This window comes from Acinetobacter sp. ANC 4805 (assembly GCF_022549495.1).
In the GTDB taxonomy this organism is placed as follows: Bacteria; Pseudomonadota; Gammaproteobacteria; order Pseudomonadales; family Moraxellaceae; genus Acinetobacter.
The window spans coordinates 423170-437792 of the sequence record NZ_JAKZGD010000001.1 but is presented as its reverse complement, the minus strand read 5'-3'; the positions used below and the strand labels follow the sequence as shown (position 1 = coordinate 437792).

Genomic DNA, 14623 nt, shown 5'->3' with positions numbered 1-14623 from the left:
CGGATAATAACCTAATTAGCCTACTGAAATCAACAGGTCTTAATTAAATTAACCTTGACGCTGCTTATGACGAGGTTCTGCGCTACAAATCACGCGAATAACCCCATTACGACGGATAACTTTACAGCTACCACAAATTTTCTTTACAGAAGCTTGTACTTTCATGATGAAACCTCTAAGTGCGCTTATCCCTTAGGATGAGCAGTCGTTTTTCTCATTAACGTTTGATTATCATATTGATGCGACGTAAGGTGCGCTTGAAGTTGCGCCATAAAGTCCATCACGACTACCACTACAATCAGTAAAGATGTTCCACCCAAATGGAATGGAATACCAAACGAACTTTGTAGAACCATAGGCATTAAACACACTACGGTAATGTAGATTGCACCAATAAAGGTCAAACGGTTAAGAATATGATCTAAATAACGAGCCGTTTGCTCACCTGGGCGGATACCAGGCACATATGCTCCACTGCGTTTTAAATTCTCTGATACTTCTTTCGGACTAAATACGAGTGCCGTGTAGAAATAACAGAAGAAAATAATTAACGCACCAAAGAGCATTAAATACAACGGCTGTCCAGGCGATAACACCAATGCCAGATCTTGTAGGCTACGTTTGACAATCCCTGCATTTGGATCAGCACTCCCCAACCACTGTCCCAAGCTCGCTGGAAATAATAACAATGAGCTTGCAAAAATTGCTGGAATTACACCTGCCATATTAATTTTTAATGGCAAATGTGTTTGCTGTGCAGTAAATACACGACGACCTTGCTGCTTCTGTGCATAGTTCACTGGAATACGACGTTGTGCTTTTTCAATAAACACGATCGCAGCTAAAACGGCTAATGAGAGTAAACCGAATACAGCTAAACCAATTAAACTACCTTGGCCATTTTCAACAGAGCTAAATGACTGAATCACCAAATTTGGTAACCCTGCCACAATACCTGCAAAAATGATCATTGAGATACCGTTACCAACACCACGTTCGGTAATTTGCTCTCCCAACCACATCAAAAACATTGTCCCAGCAACTAAAGAAGTCACTGCTGGAACATAAAATGCCAAGCCCGCAGACAGCGTAATACCCTGACTAATCAGACCAGCACACATCCCTACACCTTGCACAAGTGCAAGAAATAAGGTGCCATAACGTGTATATTGATTGATCTTACGTTTACCTTGCTCGCCTTCTTTTTTCAAAGCTTCTAGCGAAGGAACTACCGTTGACATCAGCTGCACGATGATCGATGCAGAAATATACGGCATAATTCCTAGTGCTAAAATCGACATGCGTTCTAACGCACCGCCAGAGAACATGTTAAATAAACCTAAGAAGGTACCTTCATTAGCTTTAAAAAACTGAGCTAGCGCTACATTATCAATCCCCGGCAACGGAATATGCGCTCCTAGTCGAAAGACCAATAACGCGCCAATCAAAAACATTAATCGACGAATAATTTCACGATATTTCACATGAAATGGTTGGCCTTTCATCATGTTTACATGACCTGAAGAACTAGGAGTCATAGACACTCGAGATTACTCCTCGACTTTACCGCCAGCAGCTTCAACAGCAGCTTTAGCGCCTTTAGTCAACACAACACCTTGAACAGTGAATGCGCGAGTGATTTCACCAGAAAGAACGATGCGAGCACGAATTTGATCACGACGAACAACGTTCGCAGCTTTTAAAGTCTCAAGGCTAATTACATCACCTTCAACTTTATTCAATTCAGACAAACGTACTTCAGCAGTTTTCAATGCGATTTGGCTAGTGAAACCGAATTTTGGTAAACGACGATATAACGCTGTTTGACCGCCTTCAAAGCCTGGACGAGTACCACCACTTTTACGTGAGTTTTGACCCTTGATACCACGACCACCAGTCTTACCAACGCCAGAACCGATACCACGGCCTAAACGACGATTTTCACGCTTAGCACCTTCTGCAGGTGCAAGTTCATTTAAACGCAGAGTCATGGCTTATTCCTCTACACTAACCATATAGTAAACTTTGTTGACCATACCACGGTTAGAAGGCGTATCTTGCACTTCTACAGTATGACCAATACGACGCAGACCTAGACCTTTTAGGCAAAGTTTATGATTTTTTAAACGATGCGAAGAAGATTTAGTCTGGGTAACTTTAATCGTTTTCATGATTGATTACCCTTGAATTTGTTCTACTGAAAGACCACGTTTCGCAGCGACTTTCTCAGGAGAAGTCATATCACGCAAACCTTTAAAAGTTGCGTTTACTACGTTAGCAGCATTTGTAGAACCATAACATTTAGCAAGTACGTTATGTACACCTGCAGCTTCGAGAACAGCACGCATCGCGCCACCAGCAATTACGCCAGTACCTTCTGAAGCAGGTTGCATGTATACACGGCTTGCACCATGACGAGCATTCACAGGGTGTTGTAAAGTAGTCCCCGCAAGGTCTACAGTAATCATGTTGCGACGTGCAGCTTCAAGTGCTTTAGAAATAGCAGCTGGAACTTCACGCGCTTTACCACGACCAAAACCTACACGACCATTACCATCACCCACAACAGTTAATGCTGTGAAAGAGAAGATACGACCACCCTTAACAACTTTGGCTACACGATCAACGGCAACCAGCTTTTCAACGAGACCTTCGTTTTGTTCAACTTTCGCCATGATTAGAACTCCAAGCCGCCTTCACGAGCAGCATCAGCCAAGGCTTTGATACGACCATGATATTTAAAACCAGAACGGTCAAATGCAACTTTAGTAACGCCAGCTGCTTTAGCACGTTCTGCGATTAAAGCACCAACCTTAGTTGCTGCATCGATATTACCAGTCGCACCACTACGCAAAGATGCATCTAAAGTTGAAGCTTGCGCTAAAACTTTGCCACCATCTGCTGAAATAACTTGAGCATAGATGTGACGCGGAGTGCGGTTTACACACAAACGAGTCGCACCCAATGCACGAATGTGCAAGCGTGTGCTTTTCGCACGACGCAAACGGGTTTGTTTCTTTTCGTTCATAAGAACCTCGCGCCTTATTTCTTCTTAGCTTCTTTACGAAGAATAACTTCATCCGAATAACGAACACCTTTACCTTTATATGGTTCAGGAGAACGGTATGCACGGATTTCCGCTGCTACTTGACCTAACAACTGCTTGTTTGCTGATTTCAAAATGATTTCAGTAGCAGTTGGAGTTTCCGCTGTTACACCTTCAGGTAAAGCGTAGTCAATTGGGTGTGAATAACCTAAAGCAAGATTAACGATACTACCTTTAACCGCTGCTTTATAACCAACACCAACGAGCTGTAACTTACGTTCGAAGCCTTCACTAACCCCTTTTACAAGGTTATTCAATACAGCGCGAGCAGTACCAGCTTGCATCCAAGCATCTTTCGACTCTTTAACTGGAGCAAGTTGAAGTTTACCTTCTTCCTGTTTTAGCTCGACCAGCGCATGCAGGTTGAAAGACAATGTACCTTTGCTGCCTTTCACTTCGACCTGCCGGCCGTTCTGAGTAACTGTTACACCATTAGGTACAGTTACTGGGGCTTTAGCCACACGAGACATGAGGAATCACCTATTAAGAAACAAAAGCAATAACTTCACCACCAACGCCTGCAGCACGTGCAGCGCGATCAGTCATGATGCCTTTGCTTGTAGAAACAATTGCAACACCTAAACCTTGCTTAACGCTAGGAAGTGCATCTTTACCGCGATATTGACGAAGACCTGGACGGCTTACGCGCTTCACAGTTTCGATGACTGGCTTGCCTTCGAAATATTTTAACGTAATAGTCAAAGTAGCTTTTGCATCTTCTTGAGCAACTGCTACATCTGAAATATAACCTTCTTGTTGAAGTACATTTGCAATCGCAACTTTCAACTTAGAAGACGGCATAGAAACAGTTTGTTTCTTTGCCATTTGTGCGTTACGAACACGCGTTAACATGTCGGCAACGGTATCTTGCATACTCATTATAGTCGCTCCTTACCAGCTTGCTTTAACAACGCCTGGTACATCACCCTGCATTACTGTGTCACGTAATTTGTTACGGCTTAAACCGAACTTACGGAAGTAACCATGAGGACGACCAGTTAAACCACAGCGGTTACGAAGACGTACTGGAGATGCATTACGTGGTAATGCTTGTAATTTTAGCGTCGCTGCGAAACGTTCTTCGTCAGTTGCATTTACATTAGCAATCGTTGCTTTTAATTCAGCACGTTTTGCAGCGTATTTAGCAACTGTCTTTTCGCGTTTCAACTCGCGATTAATCATACCTTTCTTAGCCATATCGACCTCTTATTTGAACGGGAAGCCGAATGCACGCATAAGCGCACGGCCTTCGTCATCGCTACGAGCAGTAGTCGTAATCGTGATGTCTAAACCACGGATACGATCAATTTTGTCAAAATCGATTTCAGGGAAAACGATCTGCTCTTTTAAACCCATCGAGTAGTTACCACGACCATCAAATGATTTCGAAGAGAAACCACGGAAGTCACGGATACGAGGGATAGCGATCGAGATCAAACGATCCAAGAATTCGTACATTTGGTCGCCACGTAAAGTAACTTTACAACCAATTGGCCAACCATCACGGATTTTAAAACCAGCGATTGATTTACGAGCAAGTGTCACAACTGGTTTTTGACCAGCAATGAGTTGCATATCAGCAACAGCACCATCTAATAATTTCTTATCAGTTGCAGCTGCGCCTACACCCATGTTAAGGGTAATTTTAGTAATGCGAGGAATATCCATCACATTCTTAACGCCAAGTTGTTCTTGTAACTTCGCTTTAAGTTCTTCGTTGTAACGTGCTTTAAGTCTGGCCATCGCCTTTTCAACCTATTACTTCGCTACCGCCACTGATTCACCATTTGATTTATAAACACGAGTTTTCGCGCCATCAATCACTTGGTAACCAATACGGTCAGCCTTTTGGGTTGTAGCATTAAAAATTGCCACGTTTGAAATATGAAGCGTCGCCTCTTGAGTAACAATACCGCCTTCAGCGCCAGTTACACGGTTTGGCTTTTGGTGCTTCTTCACTAAGTTAAGACCTTCGACCTTAACTCGATCTTCAGAAACAGACAAAACAACACCTTGTTTGCCTTTTTCTTTACCTGCGATCACAATTACTTGATCGCCTTTTTTAATCTTAGCCATGATTGCCTCTTATAGAACTTCAGGAGCCAATGAAATGATTTTCATGAACTGTTCAGTACGAAGTTCACGAGTCACTGGTCCGAAGATACGAGTAGCAATCGGAGCTTTGTTGTTGTTCAAAATAACAGCTGCGTTATCGTCGAAACGAATAACTGAACCATCTGGACGACGGATGCCGAATTTTGTACGTACAACTACAGCATTCATTACGTCACCTTTTTTAACACGTGCGCGTGGAATTGCTTCTTTTACAGTAACTTTAATAATATCGCCAACTGAAGCATAACGACGGTGTGAACCACCAAGTACTTTAATACATTGTACGCGGCGTGCACCACTGTTGTCTGCTACGTCGAGCATACTTTCGGTTTGAATCATTGCCCTACTCCAAAACCGAGCATCACCGGTCACAATTTCGAAAGGCTCAAAGAGTACTCGAAATTGTCCGATGATGCAACAAGAACGTCTAATTACTCAGCAGCTGCTTCAACGACTTCCACTAAAGTCCAAGCTTTAGTTTTAGAAATTGGGCGGCTTTCTTTGATGGTTACCAAGTCGCCAGTTTTAGCAACATTGTTCTCATCATGAGCGTGTAATTTAGTTGAACGGCGGATTGATTTGCCGTACAACGGGTGTTGAACGCGGCGTTCGATAAGTACAACAATAGACTTGTCCATTTTGTCACTTACTACTTTGCCGGTTAACGTGCGGACTGTTTTTTCACTCATTGTCCGTTCCCCTGTTTTTCGGTAAGGAGTGTCTTGATACGAGCAATTGTCTTACGAGCAATTTGCACTTCATGCGATTTGCCTAATTGACCAGTTGCTTTCGCCATACGAAGACGGAATTGGTTAAGCTGCTGCTCATCAAGCAAAGCTTTCAACTCTTCTACCGACTTTTCACGTAGATCTTTAATTTTCATTACATCACCGTCCGAGTCACGATAGTGGTTTTAAACGGGAGTTTAGCAGCAGCTAAAGCAAAAGCTTCACGCGCTAACTCATCGCTAACACCTTCAATTTCGTACAGGATCTTACCTGGTTGAATCTGACAAACCCAGTATTCCACACTACCCTTACCTTTACCCATACGAACTTCTAATGGTTTTTCAGTAATTGGTTTATCTGGGAATACGCGGATGAAGATTTTACCACCACGTTTAATACGACGGCTAATGGTACGACGTGCAGCTTCAATCTGACGCGCAGTCATACGACCACGTTCAGTTGCTTTAATTGCAATCGAACCAAATGATACTGTACTACCACGATGCGCTAGACCAGTGTTACGGCCTTTGTGCACTTTACGGAATTTGGTACGTTTAGGTTGCAACATGGATTATTCTCCCTTGTCAGCAGCACGGTCACCGCGACGACCACGACGCTCTTGACCTTCACCACGACCACGACCACGTTTAGCTGGACGCTCTTCAGCAGGAGCAGGGTTCATGACTTGTTTCATGCCACCTAAGATCTCGCCACGGAAAATCCAAACTTTAACACCGATCGTACCGTATGTTGTTTCTGCACGCATAGTTGCATAGTCGATGTCTGCACGAAGTGTATGCAAAGGTACACGACCTTCACGATACCATTCAGTACGAGCAATCTCTGCACCGCCTAAACGACCAGAAACCTCAACTTTGATACCTTTAGCACCAGCACGCATCGTGTTTTGAACCGCACGCTTCATAGCACGACGGAACATAACACGCTTTTCTAATTGAGAAGCAATTGCTTCAGCAACTAAACGCGCATCTAAGTCAGGGCGATCAATTTCATTAATGCTAACTTGCGCTGGAACACCCATAATATTGGTGAGTTCGCGCTGTAATTTTTCAATATCTTCGCCTTTTTTACCGATTACGATACCTGGACGAGCAGTGCTAATTGTTACTTTAGCAGCACCTGTAGGACGTTCGATAAGAATATTGCTTACCATCGCATTCTTAAGTTTTTTCAACAAAAACTCACGAACTTGAAGATCTTTAAGCAAATATTCAGCGTATTGTTTCGGACTCGCATACCAGTTAGCGTTATGACGTTTCACAACACCTAGGCGGATACCGATTGGATGAACCTTCTGACCCATATCAAACCCCTACCTTAACGGTGATGTGACAAGTACGCTTAGTAATACGATCTGCACGGCCTTTAGCACGTGGCATAATACGTTTAAGGCTCATGCCTTCATCAACGTAAATCGTAGTTACTTTAAGGTCATCAACATCTAAGCTGTTGTTGTGTTCAGCATTTGCGATTGCAGATTCAAGTGCTTTTTTAACAAGCACAGCTGCTTTCTTGTTGCTGAAGTTCAAAATATCAAGCGCGCGTGCAATCGATTTACCACGGATCAAATCAGCAACTAAACGTGCTTTCTGTGCCGAGATAGCGGCACCGCGTAATTTTGCAGTTACTTCCATCATAGCACCTATTAACGTTTAGACTTCTTATCAACACCGTGACCACGATAGGTACGAGTTGGCGCGAATTCACCTAGTTTATGACCAACCATATGCTCAGTAATAATTACTGGAACATGGTTACGACCATTGTGAACAGAAATTGTTAAACCAACAAAGTCTGGTAGGATCATTGAACGACGTGACCAAGTCTTGATTGGCTTACGGTTATTCGCTGCAACAGCTGCTTCAACCTTAGCAAACAAGTGCGCGTCGACGAATGGACCTTTTTTTAATGAACGAGGCATTATTCAGATTCCTTTACTTGACGCGACGGTCGCGAATAATCATCTTAGTCGTACGCTTATTGGTACGTGTCTTGTACCCTTTAGCTTTTTGACCCCATGGACTTACAGGTTGAATACCTTTACTACGTCCTTCACCACCACCGTGTGGATGGTCAACTGGGTTCATCGCCATACCACGAACGGTAGGACGAACACCACGCCAGCGCGCTGCACCAGCTTTACCCAATGAACGAAGGTTGCTTTCTTGGTTAGAAACTTCACCAATAACAGCACGACATTCAACATGGATTTTACGCATTTCACCAGAACGTAAACGAACGATAGCGTAAGAACCATCACGACCCAACAACTGAACTGAAGTACCAGCAGAACGTGCAATTTGAGCACCTTTACCGATTTTAAGTTCAACATTATGTAAGGTAGAACCGATTGGCATATTACGAAGTGGCAAACAGTTACCTGGACGAATTGGAGCATCGTTACCAGATTGAACTTTATCACCAGCACGTAAACCTTTAGGCGCAATAATATAACGACGCTCACCATCAGCATACAAAACTAAAGCAATGTGTGCTGTACGGTTAGGATCGTATTCAATACGCTCTACAGTCGCAGGAATACCATCTTTATTACGTTTAAAGTCAACAAGACGGTAGTTTTGTTTATGACCACCACCTACGTGACGCGTAGTAATGTGACCGTTGTTATTACGACCACCAGTACGTTTTTTAGCTTCTACCAACGGAGCATATGGAGCGCCTTTGTGAAGATGGTCATGAACCACTTTCTCTACAAAGCGACGTCCTGGAGACGTTGGCTTACATTTTTGAATTGGCATAATTTTCGTCCTTATTCCGCTGCATTTTCAGCGGTATCGCCCAAGTCAGCCATTTCTACATCTTGGCCAGCTTTCAGGGTGACGTATGCTTTTTTCACATCAGAACGGCGTCCTAATGATTTACCAAAGCGTTTTGTTTTACCTTTAGTGATTGTTGTATTAATTTTAACAACTTCAACACCAAAGAGCTGCTCAACTGCTTTTTTGATTTCAAGTTTGTTTGCATTTAATGCAACTTTGAACACTTGAACACCAGCAGTATCACCTAAAACTTGTGCTTTTTCTGAGAATACTGGTCCTAATAGGACTTGATAGATACGTTCGTTGTTCATCCGAGTTCTACCTCAATTTTCTTAGCAGCAGCTACAGACATTACAACTTTATCAAATGCAATCAAGCTAACTGGATCAATCGCAGTTGCATCTACCACATCAACGTGTGGAAGGTTGCGAGCTGCAAGATACAAGTTCTCATCTACAGCATCTGTAATGATCAATGCACGAGTTGCATTCAAGTCTGTAAGTTTTGCAAGCAATTCTTTAGTTTTTGGAGCTGCAACAGCAAACTCTTCAACTAATACAAGACGATCTTGGCGAACAAGTTCAGCTAAGATACATTGCATTGCACCGCGATACATCTTACGGTTTACTTTTTGAGACCAATCTTGTGGGCGAGCAGCAAAAGTTTTACCACCACCAACCCAGATAGGGCTACGAATAGAACCCGCACGAGCGCGACCAGTACCTTTTTGACGGAATGGTTTTTTACCACCGCCAGAAACGTCTGCACGTGATTTTTGAGCTTTCGAACCTTGACGACCACCAGCTAAGTAAGCTGTAACAACTTGGTGTACAAGCGCTTCGTTAAACTCACGTCCGAAAGCAACTTCAGACAATTCAACAGCAGAGCCGGAAACAGTTTTTAAATTCACAGTATTTCCCCTCAGGCCTTGATGGTAGGACGTACAATAACGTCACCATTCGTTGCACCAGGAACAGCACCTTTAACAACTAAAACAGAACGTTCAGCGTCAATAGATACAATTTCAAGACCTTGAACTGTTACGCGTTCGTCACCTAAGTGACCAGCCATTTTCTTGCCTTTGAACACGCGACCAGGAGTCTGGTTTTGACCTGTAGAACCTAATACACGGTGAGATACAGAGTTACCATGAGTAGCATCTTGCGTACGGAAATTCCAACGCTTAACACCACCTTGGAAGCCTTTACCTTTTGATTGACCAGTTACGTCAACAATTTGACCAACTGTGAACAAATCAACACCGATAGAAGCACCAACTTCACGGCCTTCAAGCTCAGCTTCAGTAACACGGAACTCTTTAACTAAACGACCAGCAGCAACACCCGCTTTAGCGAAGTGACCTTTCTGAGCGTTAGTTACGCGCGATTCGCGACGTTCACCAGTAGTTACTTGAATTGCTTGATAACCATCAGTTTCAAGTGTTTTGATTTGCGTAATGCGGTTTGGATCGACTTCGATAACTGTAACAGGTACAGATACACCAGCATCTGTAAAGACGCGAGTCATACCACATTTGCGACCGACTAAACCAATAGCCATGTGCATAAACCTCTAAAAAAGCGGCCTAATTAACTGAACGTTAATTAACCGAAAGCCTTAACCCAAAGCGATCTGAACATCAACACCAGCAGCAAGATCTAATTTCATCAATGCATCAACAGTTTTATCTGTAGGTTGAACGATATCGATCAAACGTTTATAAGTGCGGATTTCATACTGATCACGAGCGTCTTTGTTGACGTGTGGTGAAGTAAGAACGTTGAAGCGTTCGATGCGAGTAGGCATCGGAATTGGACCACACACTTGTGCGCCAGTACGCTTAGCGGTTTCTACGATCTCTTGAGCAGATTGATCAATCAGACGATGATCAAAAGACTTCAAACGGATACGAATTCTCTGGTTAGACATACCAGTAAACTCCAAGCCAAATATATAAAGAATCACCCATGACGCACCTCACCTTATTGGCAAGTGTCAAGGGCAGTGAAAATCACTAAGGTCATGATCGATGCCACGACTGTCATGCATTTACTACTTTCTTCGTAGCAAACGCCCTCCATTTGAGGGTCGCCCATTATAACGATTGTTTAAGTCTTATGCAATTCTTCTTTTATTTTTTTAAGTTTTAGTGGCGTTAAGCATTCACGACATATTCTATCGCTCGATTCAGCAATTGATTACCTTGTTCAAACCTACTTTTAATGGATTTTTTTAACTCCGACATAGGCTGAACATATTTTCCATTGAATACTGCACTATCTTCTTCATTTTCAATCAACAATTGCAAAGCATGCGGGGTCATCTCAGGGTGAAACTGAAAGCCAAGCACATTACGCCCAATTTGATACATTTGGTTTTGGCAGACCTTATTTTCTGCTAAACGAACGCCGCCACGGGGAATCTCAAAGGTCTCGCTGTGCCATTGCATAATATTAAGCTTATCAGGGATTTGAAAATAATTTTCAGGGACGTGTGAAACTCTACCCACATCCATCCACCCCAATTCTTGATGTTGATTTCGACTGACAGCCGCCCCTAATGCATTGGCAATCAACTGTCCACCCAGACACAAACCAATCGCAGGTTTACCCGCAGCCAAATAACGTCTCAACCATCTTTTTTCTAATTTTAACCACGGATAATTTGCTTCATCATTCACGCTCATCGTCCCTCCCATAATAATGAGTAAATCAACCTCATCAACATGTGGAAGTGCTTCCAACTCAAGTGACAAATCAACAGGCAAAGCAAAAAATTCTGTAGCAGTAATTTTTGCTTTATGTGATTTTAAAAAGCCATGACAACTTCCAAATCCTTCACCAGCAATGTGCTGAAAATAATGCACTCTTAAATGCGACTTCATTCGCGTAAACCTATTATCGTTAGAATGATAATAAGTCTTAGCAAAAATAAAGCCAGTTTTAGAGGAAAGCTTTGATCTGTAACGATTCTGTACAAAATATGCAAATTACTAGCAGGATTTCATATTTTCTCTTAACCTAAATCATTCTATTGATTTAATTTTGCCCCATGACTAAACATAATTATCCACAAACCGCACTGATTCATGCACCACGCCAAGCCCCTCAATACATAGAAACGATACAACCTCCCCTATTTCGTGCATCTACAATAATTTTTAAGACCACAACGCACCTTTTTGATCGCCATTGGACAGATGCCTATGACTATAGTTATGGTACACATGGCACACCCACAACCTTCACATTGGCTGACAATATTGCCCAAATCGAAGGCGGAGATTTTTGCTTGCTTGCACCAAGTGGTTTATCAGCAATCAATTTAGTGAATAGTGCTTTTTTAAGTTCAGGTGATGAAGTATGGGTGGCTGATAATATTTATGGCCCCAACCTTGAGCATTTAAAAAATCTGCAAGATCGATATGATATTCGCGTTAAAATTTATAATCCGATTGATGCTGCAAGCTTTCAACCTACAGAGAAAACTAAGCTTATTTGGTTAGAAGCAGCAGGTTCAGTGACTTTAGAATTTCCAGACTTAAAAAATCTAGTCAAAAAAGCCCAACAAGCCCATGTATTAACAGCACTGGATAATACATGGGGTGCAGGGCTTGCTTTTAATGCCTTTGATTTCTCAGATGAACATCTTAGTGTTGATATAACAGTACACGCACTGACCAAATACCCAAGCGGTGGTGGTGATATTTTAATGGGGTCGGTGGTCACACGAGACCAACTGTTACATCATAAACTGTATCGCATGCATGCCATTCAAGGTATCTCTGTTTCAGGCGACGATACTGCACAAATTCAGCGCAGCTTGGCACATATGTCACTCCGTTATGAACAACAATCTAAAAGTGCAATCACCGTACTCGATTGGTTAAAGCAACAACCTCAATTTAGCCAAGTACTGCATCCAAGCAATCCTGATGCAGCAGGTCATCAATTTTGGGCAGAGACCTGTACTACAGCCAAAAGTGCGGGCTTAGTCAGTGTGATTTTCAAGCCTGAGTATGATCTCACAGCAATTCGTAAATTCTGTGACAGCCTAACTTTATTTAAGCTTGGGTTTAGTTGGGGCGGCCCAGTCAGTCTCGTCATGCTCTATGACTTAAAACAGATGCGAGAACTTAAAAATACACATTTACAACAAGGTTTGTTGGTTCGCTTCTGCATAGGACTAGAACATCCAGAAGATTTAATCCAAGATATTCAAAATGCACTAAAACAACTCGAATGAAATAAAGAATAGGTGAAGAATGAGCACACCCATTATTATTGCCAAAAAAACCACGGACACAACACAAGATATTGTTTTACATTCTCAATTTGCAAACCGACATGGTTTAATTGCCGGTGCAACAGGTACAGGTAAAACGGTTACACTTAAAGTACTTGCTGAGAGCTTTTCACGTCTGGGTGTGCCCGTATTTCTGGCGGATGCCAAAGGCGATGTCTCCAGTTTGGCTAAAGCAGGCAGTAGCAATCCTAAATTTGATGAGCGCCTGAAAAACCTGCAACTTACCCCCATTCCATTTGCTGCTTCCCCCGTTATGTTTTGGGATTTATTTGGGCAACAAGGACATCCAATCCGTACCACGATTTCGGAAATTGGCCCCTTATTATTAGCACAAATGCTCAATCTCAACGACACACAAGAAGGCGTGCTTTCGGCTGTATTTCGTGTTGCAGATGATCAAGGGCTTTTATTAATTGATTTCAAAGACCTTAAAGCAATGCTGACCTATGTCAGTGAAAATGCGGCTGAATTAAAAGCAGAGTACGGCAATCTTTCCCCAGCAAGCATCGGGGCAATTCAACGTAATCTATTAGCTTTGGCGGATCAAGGCGGCGAGCAGTTTTTTGGTGAGCCAAGTCTGAATATTCTCGACTTTATTCAAACCGATACCAATGGTCATGGCTATATCAATATCTTAGCCGCTGACAAGCTCATGAATACACCTAAACTCTATGCCACTTTTTTACTTTGGATGTTGTCTGAATTATTTGAACAACTTCCGGAAGTCGGTGATATGGATAAACCCAAATTGGTGTTCTTCTTCGATGAAGCGCATTTATTATTTAATAATGCCAGCCCTGCCTTACAACAAAAAATTGAGCAAGTAGTTCGCTTGATCCGTTCCAAAGGTGTGGGGATTTATTTTATTACCCAAAACCCACTCGATCTCCCTGAAAGCGTATTAGGGCAATTGGGTAACCGAGTACAACATGCCTTACGGGCATTTACTCCCAAAGATCAAAAAGCCGTGAAAACGGCAGCGGATACCTTTCGAGCTAATCCCGAATTTAAAGTGGATCAAGCCATTACTGAGCTTGCAGTCGGTGAAGCATTGATTAGCTGCCTAGACGAACAAGGCACACCTCAAATTGTAGAACGTGGTTGGGTAATGCCACCTTATTCTTCTTTTACGCCAATCACGCCAGAAGAACGACAAATTATTATTTCGCAAAGTATTGTTGCGGGTGTTTATGATCAAGCGGTGGATCGTGATAGTGCTTATGAAATGCTGCAAAAGAAAGTGCTACAACAATCTCAGCAAAAAGAAATAGAAGAACTGGAAAAACAACAAAGTAAAGAACAGGATGCTTTAGCGAAGCAACAAGCCAAAGAGCAGGAACGTTTTGCGAAAGAGCAACAAAAAGCAGTGGAAAAAGCACAACGTGATCGTGAAAAACTCACTCAGGATATTGTAGGTACTTTTGCCAAAAGTGCGGCACGTAGTTTAGGCGGCAGTACAGGACAAAAAATTGTCAGAGGTTTGCTTGGTTCATTATTTGGTAAATAAAGATCTTTATTATTTTAAAAATCAGGGGATAATCATTTATCCCCTATTTTTTTTATGGTTT

General features: G+C 42.4%; 25 protein-coding genes and 1 pseudogene. 2 read left to right on the top strand and 24 right to left on the bottom strand.

Features of this window, described 5'->3' with window-relative positions:
• Positions 1–48: 48 nt before the first annotated feature.
• The 24 genes and pseudogenes from rpmJ to MMP60_RS01990 all read right to left on the bottom strand — a co-directional run bounded on the left by rpmJ (position 49) and on the right by MMP60_RS01990 (position 11634).
• Positions 49–165, bottom strand: coding sequence for a 50S ribosomal protein L36 (gene rpmJ, locus MMP60_RS02105; protein ID WP_000867907.1), 117 nt, complete (start codon positions 163–165; stop codon positions 49–51).
• Between the two features lie 20 nt (positions 166–185).
• Positions 186–1505: a preprotein translocase subunit SecY gene (secY, locus tag MMP60_RS02100; protein ID WP_241334832.1), complete on the bottom strand. Its 1320-nt coding sequence runs from the start codon at positions 1503–1505 to the stop codon at positions 186–188.
• Between the two features lie 45 nt (positions 1506–1550).
• Positions 1551–1991, bottom strand: coding sequence for a 50S ribosomal protein L15 (gene rplO / locus MMP60_RS02095; RefSeq protein WP_004660366.1), 441 nt, complete (start codon positions 1989–1991; stop codon positions 1551–1553).
• A 3-nt stretch (positions 1992–1994) separates the two neighbouring features.
• Positions 1995–2171, bottom strand: a complete 177-nt coding sequence (rpmD, locus tag MMP60_RS02090) for a 50S ribosomal protein L30 (protein WP_004804119.1) — start codon at positions 2169–2171, stop codon at positions 1995–1997.
• A gap of 6 nt (positions 2172–2177) precedes the next feature.
• A complete protein-coding gene (rpsE, locus tag MMP60_RS02085) occupies positions 2178–2675 on the bottom strand; it encodes a 30S ribosomal protein S5 (RefSeq protein ID WP_004657688.1) in 498 nt (165 codons plus the stop codon).
• 2 nt (positions 2676–2677) lie between these two features.
• Entirely contained in the window at positions 2678–3028 is a 351-nt protein-coding gene (gene rplR, locus MMP60_RS02080; protein ID WP_004660364.1) for a 50S ribosomal protein L18, read from the bottom strand.
• Between the two features lie 14 nt (positions 3029–3042).
• Positions 3043–3576 (bottom strand): 50S ribosomal protein L6, encoded by a 534-nt coding sequence (gene rplF, locus MMP60_RS02075; protein ID WP_241334746.1) that lies wholly within the window; start codon positions 3574–3576, stop codon positions 3043–3045.
• Positions 3577–3589: 13 nt separating this feature from the next.
• Entirely contained in the window at positions 3590–3985 is a 396-nt protein-coding gene (rpsH, locus tag MMP60_RS02070) for a 30S ribosomal protein S8 (protein ID WP_241334745.1), read from the bottom strand.
• 12 nt (positions 3986–3997) lie between these two features.
• Entirely contained in the window at positions 3998–4303 is a 306-nt protein-coding gene (rpsN, locus tag MMP60_RS02065; protein WP_005052026.1) for a 30S ribosomal protein S14, read from the bottom strand.
• 9 nt (positions 4304–4312) lie between these two features.
• Positions 4313–4849, bottom strand: coding sequence for a 50S ribosomal protein L5 (gene rplE / locus MMP60_RS02060; RefSeq protein ID WP_241334744.1), 537 nt, complete (start codon positions 4847–4849; stop codon positions 4313–4315).
• A gap of 15 nt (positions 4850–4864) precedes the next feature.
• Positions 4865–5182, bottom strand: coding sequence for a 50S ribosomal protein L24 (gene rplX / locus MMP60_RS02055; RefSeq protein WP_004641054.1), 318 nt, complete (start codon positions 5180–5182; stop codon positions 4865–4867).
• Positions 5183–5191: 9 nt separating this feature from the next.
• Complete coding sequence (gene rplN / locus MMP60_RS02050) at positions 5192–5560, bottom strand: 50S ribosomal protein L14 (RefSeq protein ID WP_004657680.1); 369 nt, start codon at positions 5558–5560, stop codon at positions 5192–5194.
• A 92-nt stretch (positions 5561–5652) separates the two neighbouring features.
• Positions 5653–5910 carry a 30S ribosomal protein S17 gene (gene rpsQ, locus MMP60_RS02045; protein WP_004641057.1) on the bottom strand — a complete coding sequence of 86 codons (258 nt, stop codon included), beginning with the start codon at positions 5908–5910 and terminating at the stop codon, positions 5653–5655.
• Positions 5907–6104: a 50S ribosomal protein L29 gene (gene rpmC / locus MMP60_RS02040; RefSeq protein WP_004660354.1), complete on the bottom strand. Its 198-nt coding sequence runs from the start codon at positions 6102–6104 to the stop codon at positions 5907–5909. The genes rpsQ and rpmC overlap by 4 nt, the downstream gene beginning before the upstream one ends.
• Complete coding sequence (rplP, locus tag MMP60_RS02035; protein ID WP_004657678.1) at positions 6104–6517, bottom strand: 50S ribosomal protein L16; 414 nt, start codon at positions 6515–6517, stop codon at positions 6104–6106. Before rplP ends, rpmC begins: the two co-directional genes overlap by 1 nt.
• Positions 6457–7273, bottom strand: a pseudogene (gene rpsC / locus MMP60_RS02030) (30S ribosomal protein S3). The gene rplP and the pseudogene rpsC overlap by 61 nt, the downstream one beginning before the upstream one ends.
• Position 7274: 1 nt before the next feature.
• A complete protein-coding gene (rplV, locus tag MMP60_RS02025) occupies positions 7275–7604 on the bottom strand; it encodes a 50S ribosomal protein L22 (protein ID WP_241334743.1) in 330 nt (109 codons plus the stop codon).
• 11 nt (positions 7605–7615) lie between these two features.
• The gene (rpsS, locus tag MMP60_RS02020) at positions 7616–7891 is read right to left on the bottom strand and encodes a 30S ribosomal protein S19 (RefSeq protein ID WP_004985338.1); all 276 of its coding nucleotides are present in this window, start codon (positions 7889–7891) and stop codon (positions 7616–7618) included.
• A 13-nt stretch (positions 7892–7904) separates the two neighbouring features.
• Positions 7905–8729 carry a 50S ribosomal protein L2 gene (gene rplB / locus MMP60_RS02015; RefSeq protein ID WP_241334742.1) on the bottom strand — a complete coding sequence of 275 codons (825 nt, stop codon included), beginning with the start codon at positions 8727–8729 and terminating at the stop codon, positions 7905–7907.
• An 11-nt stretch (positions 8730–8740) separates the two neighbouring features.
• The gene (rplW, locus tag MMP60_RS02010) at positions 8741–9061 is read right to left on the bottom strand and encodes a 50S ribosomal protein L23 (RefSeq protein ID WP_018679498.1); all 321 of its coding nucleotides are present in this window, start codon (positions 9059–9061) and stop codon (positions 8741–8743) included.
• Positions 9058–9660: a 50S ribosomal protein L4 gene (rplD, locus tag MMP60_RS02005; protein WP_241334741.1), complete on the bottom strand. Its 603-nt coding sequence runs from the start codon at positions 9658–9660 to the stop codon at positions 9058–9060. The genes rplW and rplD overlap by 4 nt, the downstream gene beginning before the upstream one ends.
• 11 nt (positions 9661–9671) lie before the next feature.
• Complete coding sequence (rplC, locus tag MMP60_RS02000; protein ID WP_004660344.1) at positions 9672–10310, bottom strand: 50S ribosomal protein L3; 639 nt, start codon at positions 10308–10310, stop codon at positions 9672–9674.
• A 57-nt stretch (positions 10311–10367) separates the two neighbouring features.
• A complete protein-coding gene (gene rpsJ, locus MMP60_RS01995; protein ID WP_000070912.1) occupies positions 10368–10679 on the bottom strand; it encodes a 30S ribosomal protein S10 in 312 nt (103 codons plus the stop codon).
• 226 nt (positions 10680–10905) lie between these two features.
• Positions 10906–11634, bottom strand: a complete 729-nt coding sequence (locus MMP60_RS01990) for a type 1 glutamine amidotransferase (protein WP_241334740.1) — start codon at positions 11632–11634, stop codon at positions 10906–10908.
• Between the two features lie 167 nt (positions 11635–11801).
• On the opposite strand from MMP60_RS01990, the gene MMP60_RS01985 reads away from it, so the two are divergent.
• Entirely contained in the window at positions 11802–12995 is a 1194-nt protein-coding gene (locus MMP60_RS01985; protein ID WP_241334739.1) for a PLP-dependent transferase, read from the top strand.
• A gap of 19 nt (positions 12996–13014) precedes the next feature.
• The gene (locus MMP60_RS01980) at positions 13015–14562 is read left to right on the top strand and encodes a helicase HerA-like domain-containing protein (protein WP_241334738.1); all 1548 of its coding nucleotides are present in this window, start codon (positions 13015–13017) and stop codon (positions 14560–14562) included.
• Positions 14563–14623: the final 61 nt, after the last annotated feature.

What these genes read in the sequence shown, in the direction of transcription:
- rpmJ (WP_000867907.1), bottom strand. Translation starts at nt 165, where the DNA reads ATGAAAGTACAAGCTTCTGTAAAGAAAATTTGTGGTAGCTGTAAAGTT.
- secY (WP_241334832.1), bottom strand. Translation starts at nt 1,505, where the DNA reads ATGAAAGGCCAACCATTTCATGTGAAATATCGTGAAATTATTCGTCGA.
- rplO (WP_004660366.1), bottom strand. Translation starts at nt 1,991, where the DNA reads ATGACTCTGCGTTTAAATGAACTTGCACCTGCAGAAGGTGCTAAGCGT.
- rpmD (WP_004804119.1), bottom strand. Translation starts at nt 2,171, where the DNA reads ATGAAAACGATTAAAGTTACCCAGACTAAATCTTCTTCGCATCGTTTA.
- rpsE (WP_004657688.1), bottom strand. Translation starts at nt 2,675, where the DNA reads ATGGCGAAAGTTGAACAAAACGAAGGTCTCGTTGAAAAGCTGGTTGCC.
- rplR (WP_004660364.1), bottom strand. Translation starts at nt 3,028, where the DNA reads ATGAACGAAAAGAAACAAACCCGTTTGCGTCGTGCGAAAAGCACACGC.
- rplF (WP_241334746.1), bottom strand. Translation starts at nt 3,576, where the DNA reads ATGTCTCGTGTGGCTAAAGCCCCAGTAACTGTACCTAATGGTGTAACA.
- rpsH (WP_241334745.1), bottom strand. Translation starts at nt 3,985, where the DNA reads ATGAGTATGCAAGATACCGTTGCCGACATGTTAACGCGTGTTCGTAAC.
- rpsN (WP_005052026.1), bottom strand. Translation starts at nt 4,303, where the DNA reads ATGGCTAAGAAAGGTATGATTAATCGCGAGTTGAAACGCGAAAAGACA.
- rplE (WP_241334744.1), bottom strand. Translation starts at nt 4,849, where the DNA reads ATGGCCAGACTTAAAGCACGTTACAACGAAGAACTTAAAGCGAAGTTA.
- rplX (WP_004641054.1), bottom strand. Translation starts at nt 5,182, where the DNA reads ATGGCTAAGATTAAAAAAGGCGATCAAGTAATTGTGATCGCAGGTAAA.
- rplN (WP_004657680.1), bottom strand. Translation starts at nt 5,560, where the DNA reads ATGATTCAAACCGAAAGTATGCTCGACGTAGCAGACAACAGTGGTGCA.
- rpsQ (WP_004641057.1), bottom strand. Translation starts at nt 5,910, where the DNA reads ATGAGTGAAAAAACAGTCCGCACGTTAACCGGCAAAGTAGTAAGTGAC.
- rpmC (WP_004660354.1), bottom strand. Translation starts at nt 6,104, where the DNA reads ATGAAAATTAAAGATCTACGTGAAAAGTCGGTAGAAGAGTTGAAAGCT.
- rplP (WP_004657678.1), bottom strand. Translation starts at nt 6,517, where the DNA reads ATGTTGCAACCTAAACGTACCAAATTCCGTAAAGTGCACAAAGGCCGT.
- rplV (WP_241334743.1), bottom strand. Translation starts at nt 7,604, where the DNA reads ATGGAAGTAACTGCAAAATTACGCGGTGCCGCTATCTCGGCACAGAAA.
- rpsS (WP_004985338.1), bottom strand. Translation starts at nt 7,891, where the DNA reads ATGCCTCGTTCATTAAAAAAAGGTCCATTCGTCGACGCGCACTTGTTT.
- rplB (WP_241334742.1), bottom strand. Translation starts at nt 8,729, where the DNA reads ATGCCAATTCAAAAATGTAAGCCAACGTCTCCAGGACGTCGCTTTGTA.
- rplW (WP_018679498.1), bottom strand. Translation starts at nt 9,061, where the DNA reads ATGAACAACGAACGTATCTATCAAGTCCTATTAGGACCAGTATTCTCA.
- rplC (WP_004660344.1), bottom strand. Translation starts at nt 10,310, where the DNA reads ATGGCTATTGGTTTAGTCGGTCGCAAATGTGGTATGACTCGCGTCTTT.
- rpsJ (WP_000070912.1), bottom strand. Translation starts at nt 10,679, where the DNA reads ATGTCTAACCAGAGAATTCGTATCCGTTTGAAGTCTTTTGATCATCGT.
- MMP60_RS01990 (WP_241334740.1), bottom strand. Translation starts at nt 11,634, where the DNA reads ATGAAGTCGCATTTAAGAGTGCATTATTTTCAGCACATTGCTGGTGAA.
- MMP60_RS01985 (WP_241334739.1), top strand. Translation starts at nt 11,802, where the DNA reads ATGACTAAACATAATTATCCACAAACCGCACTGATTCATGCACCACGC.
- MMP60_RS01980 (WP_241334738.1), top strand. Translation starts at nt 13,015, where the DNA reads ATGAGCACACCCATTATTATTGCCAAAAAAACCACGGACACAACACAA.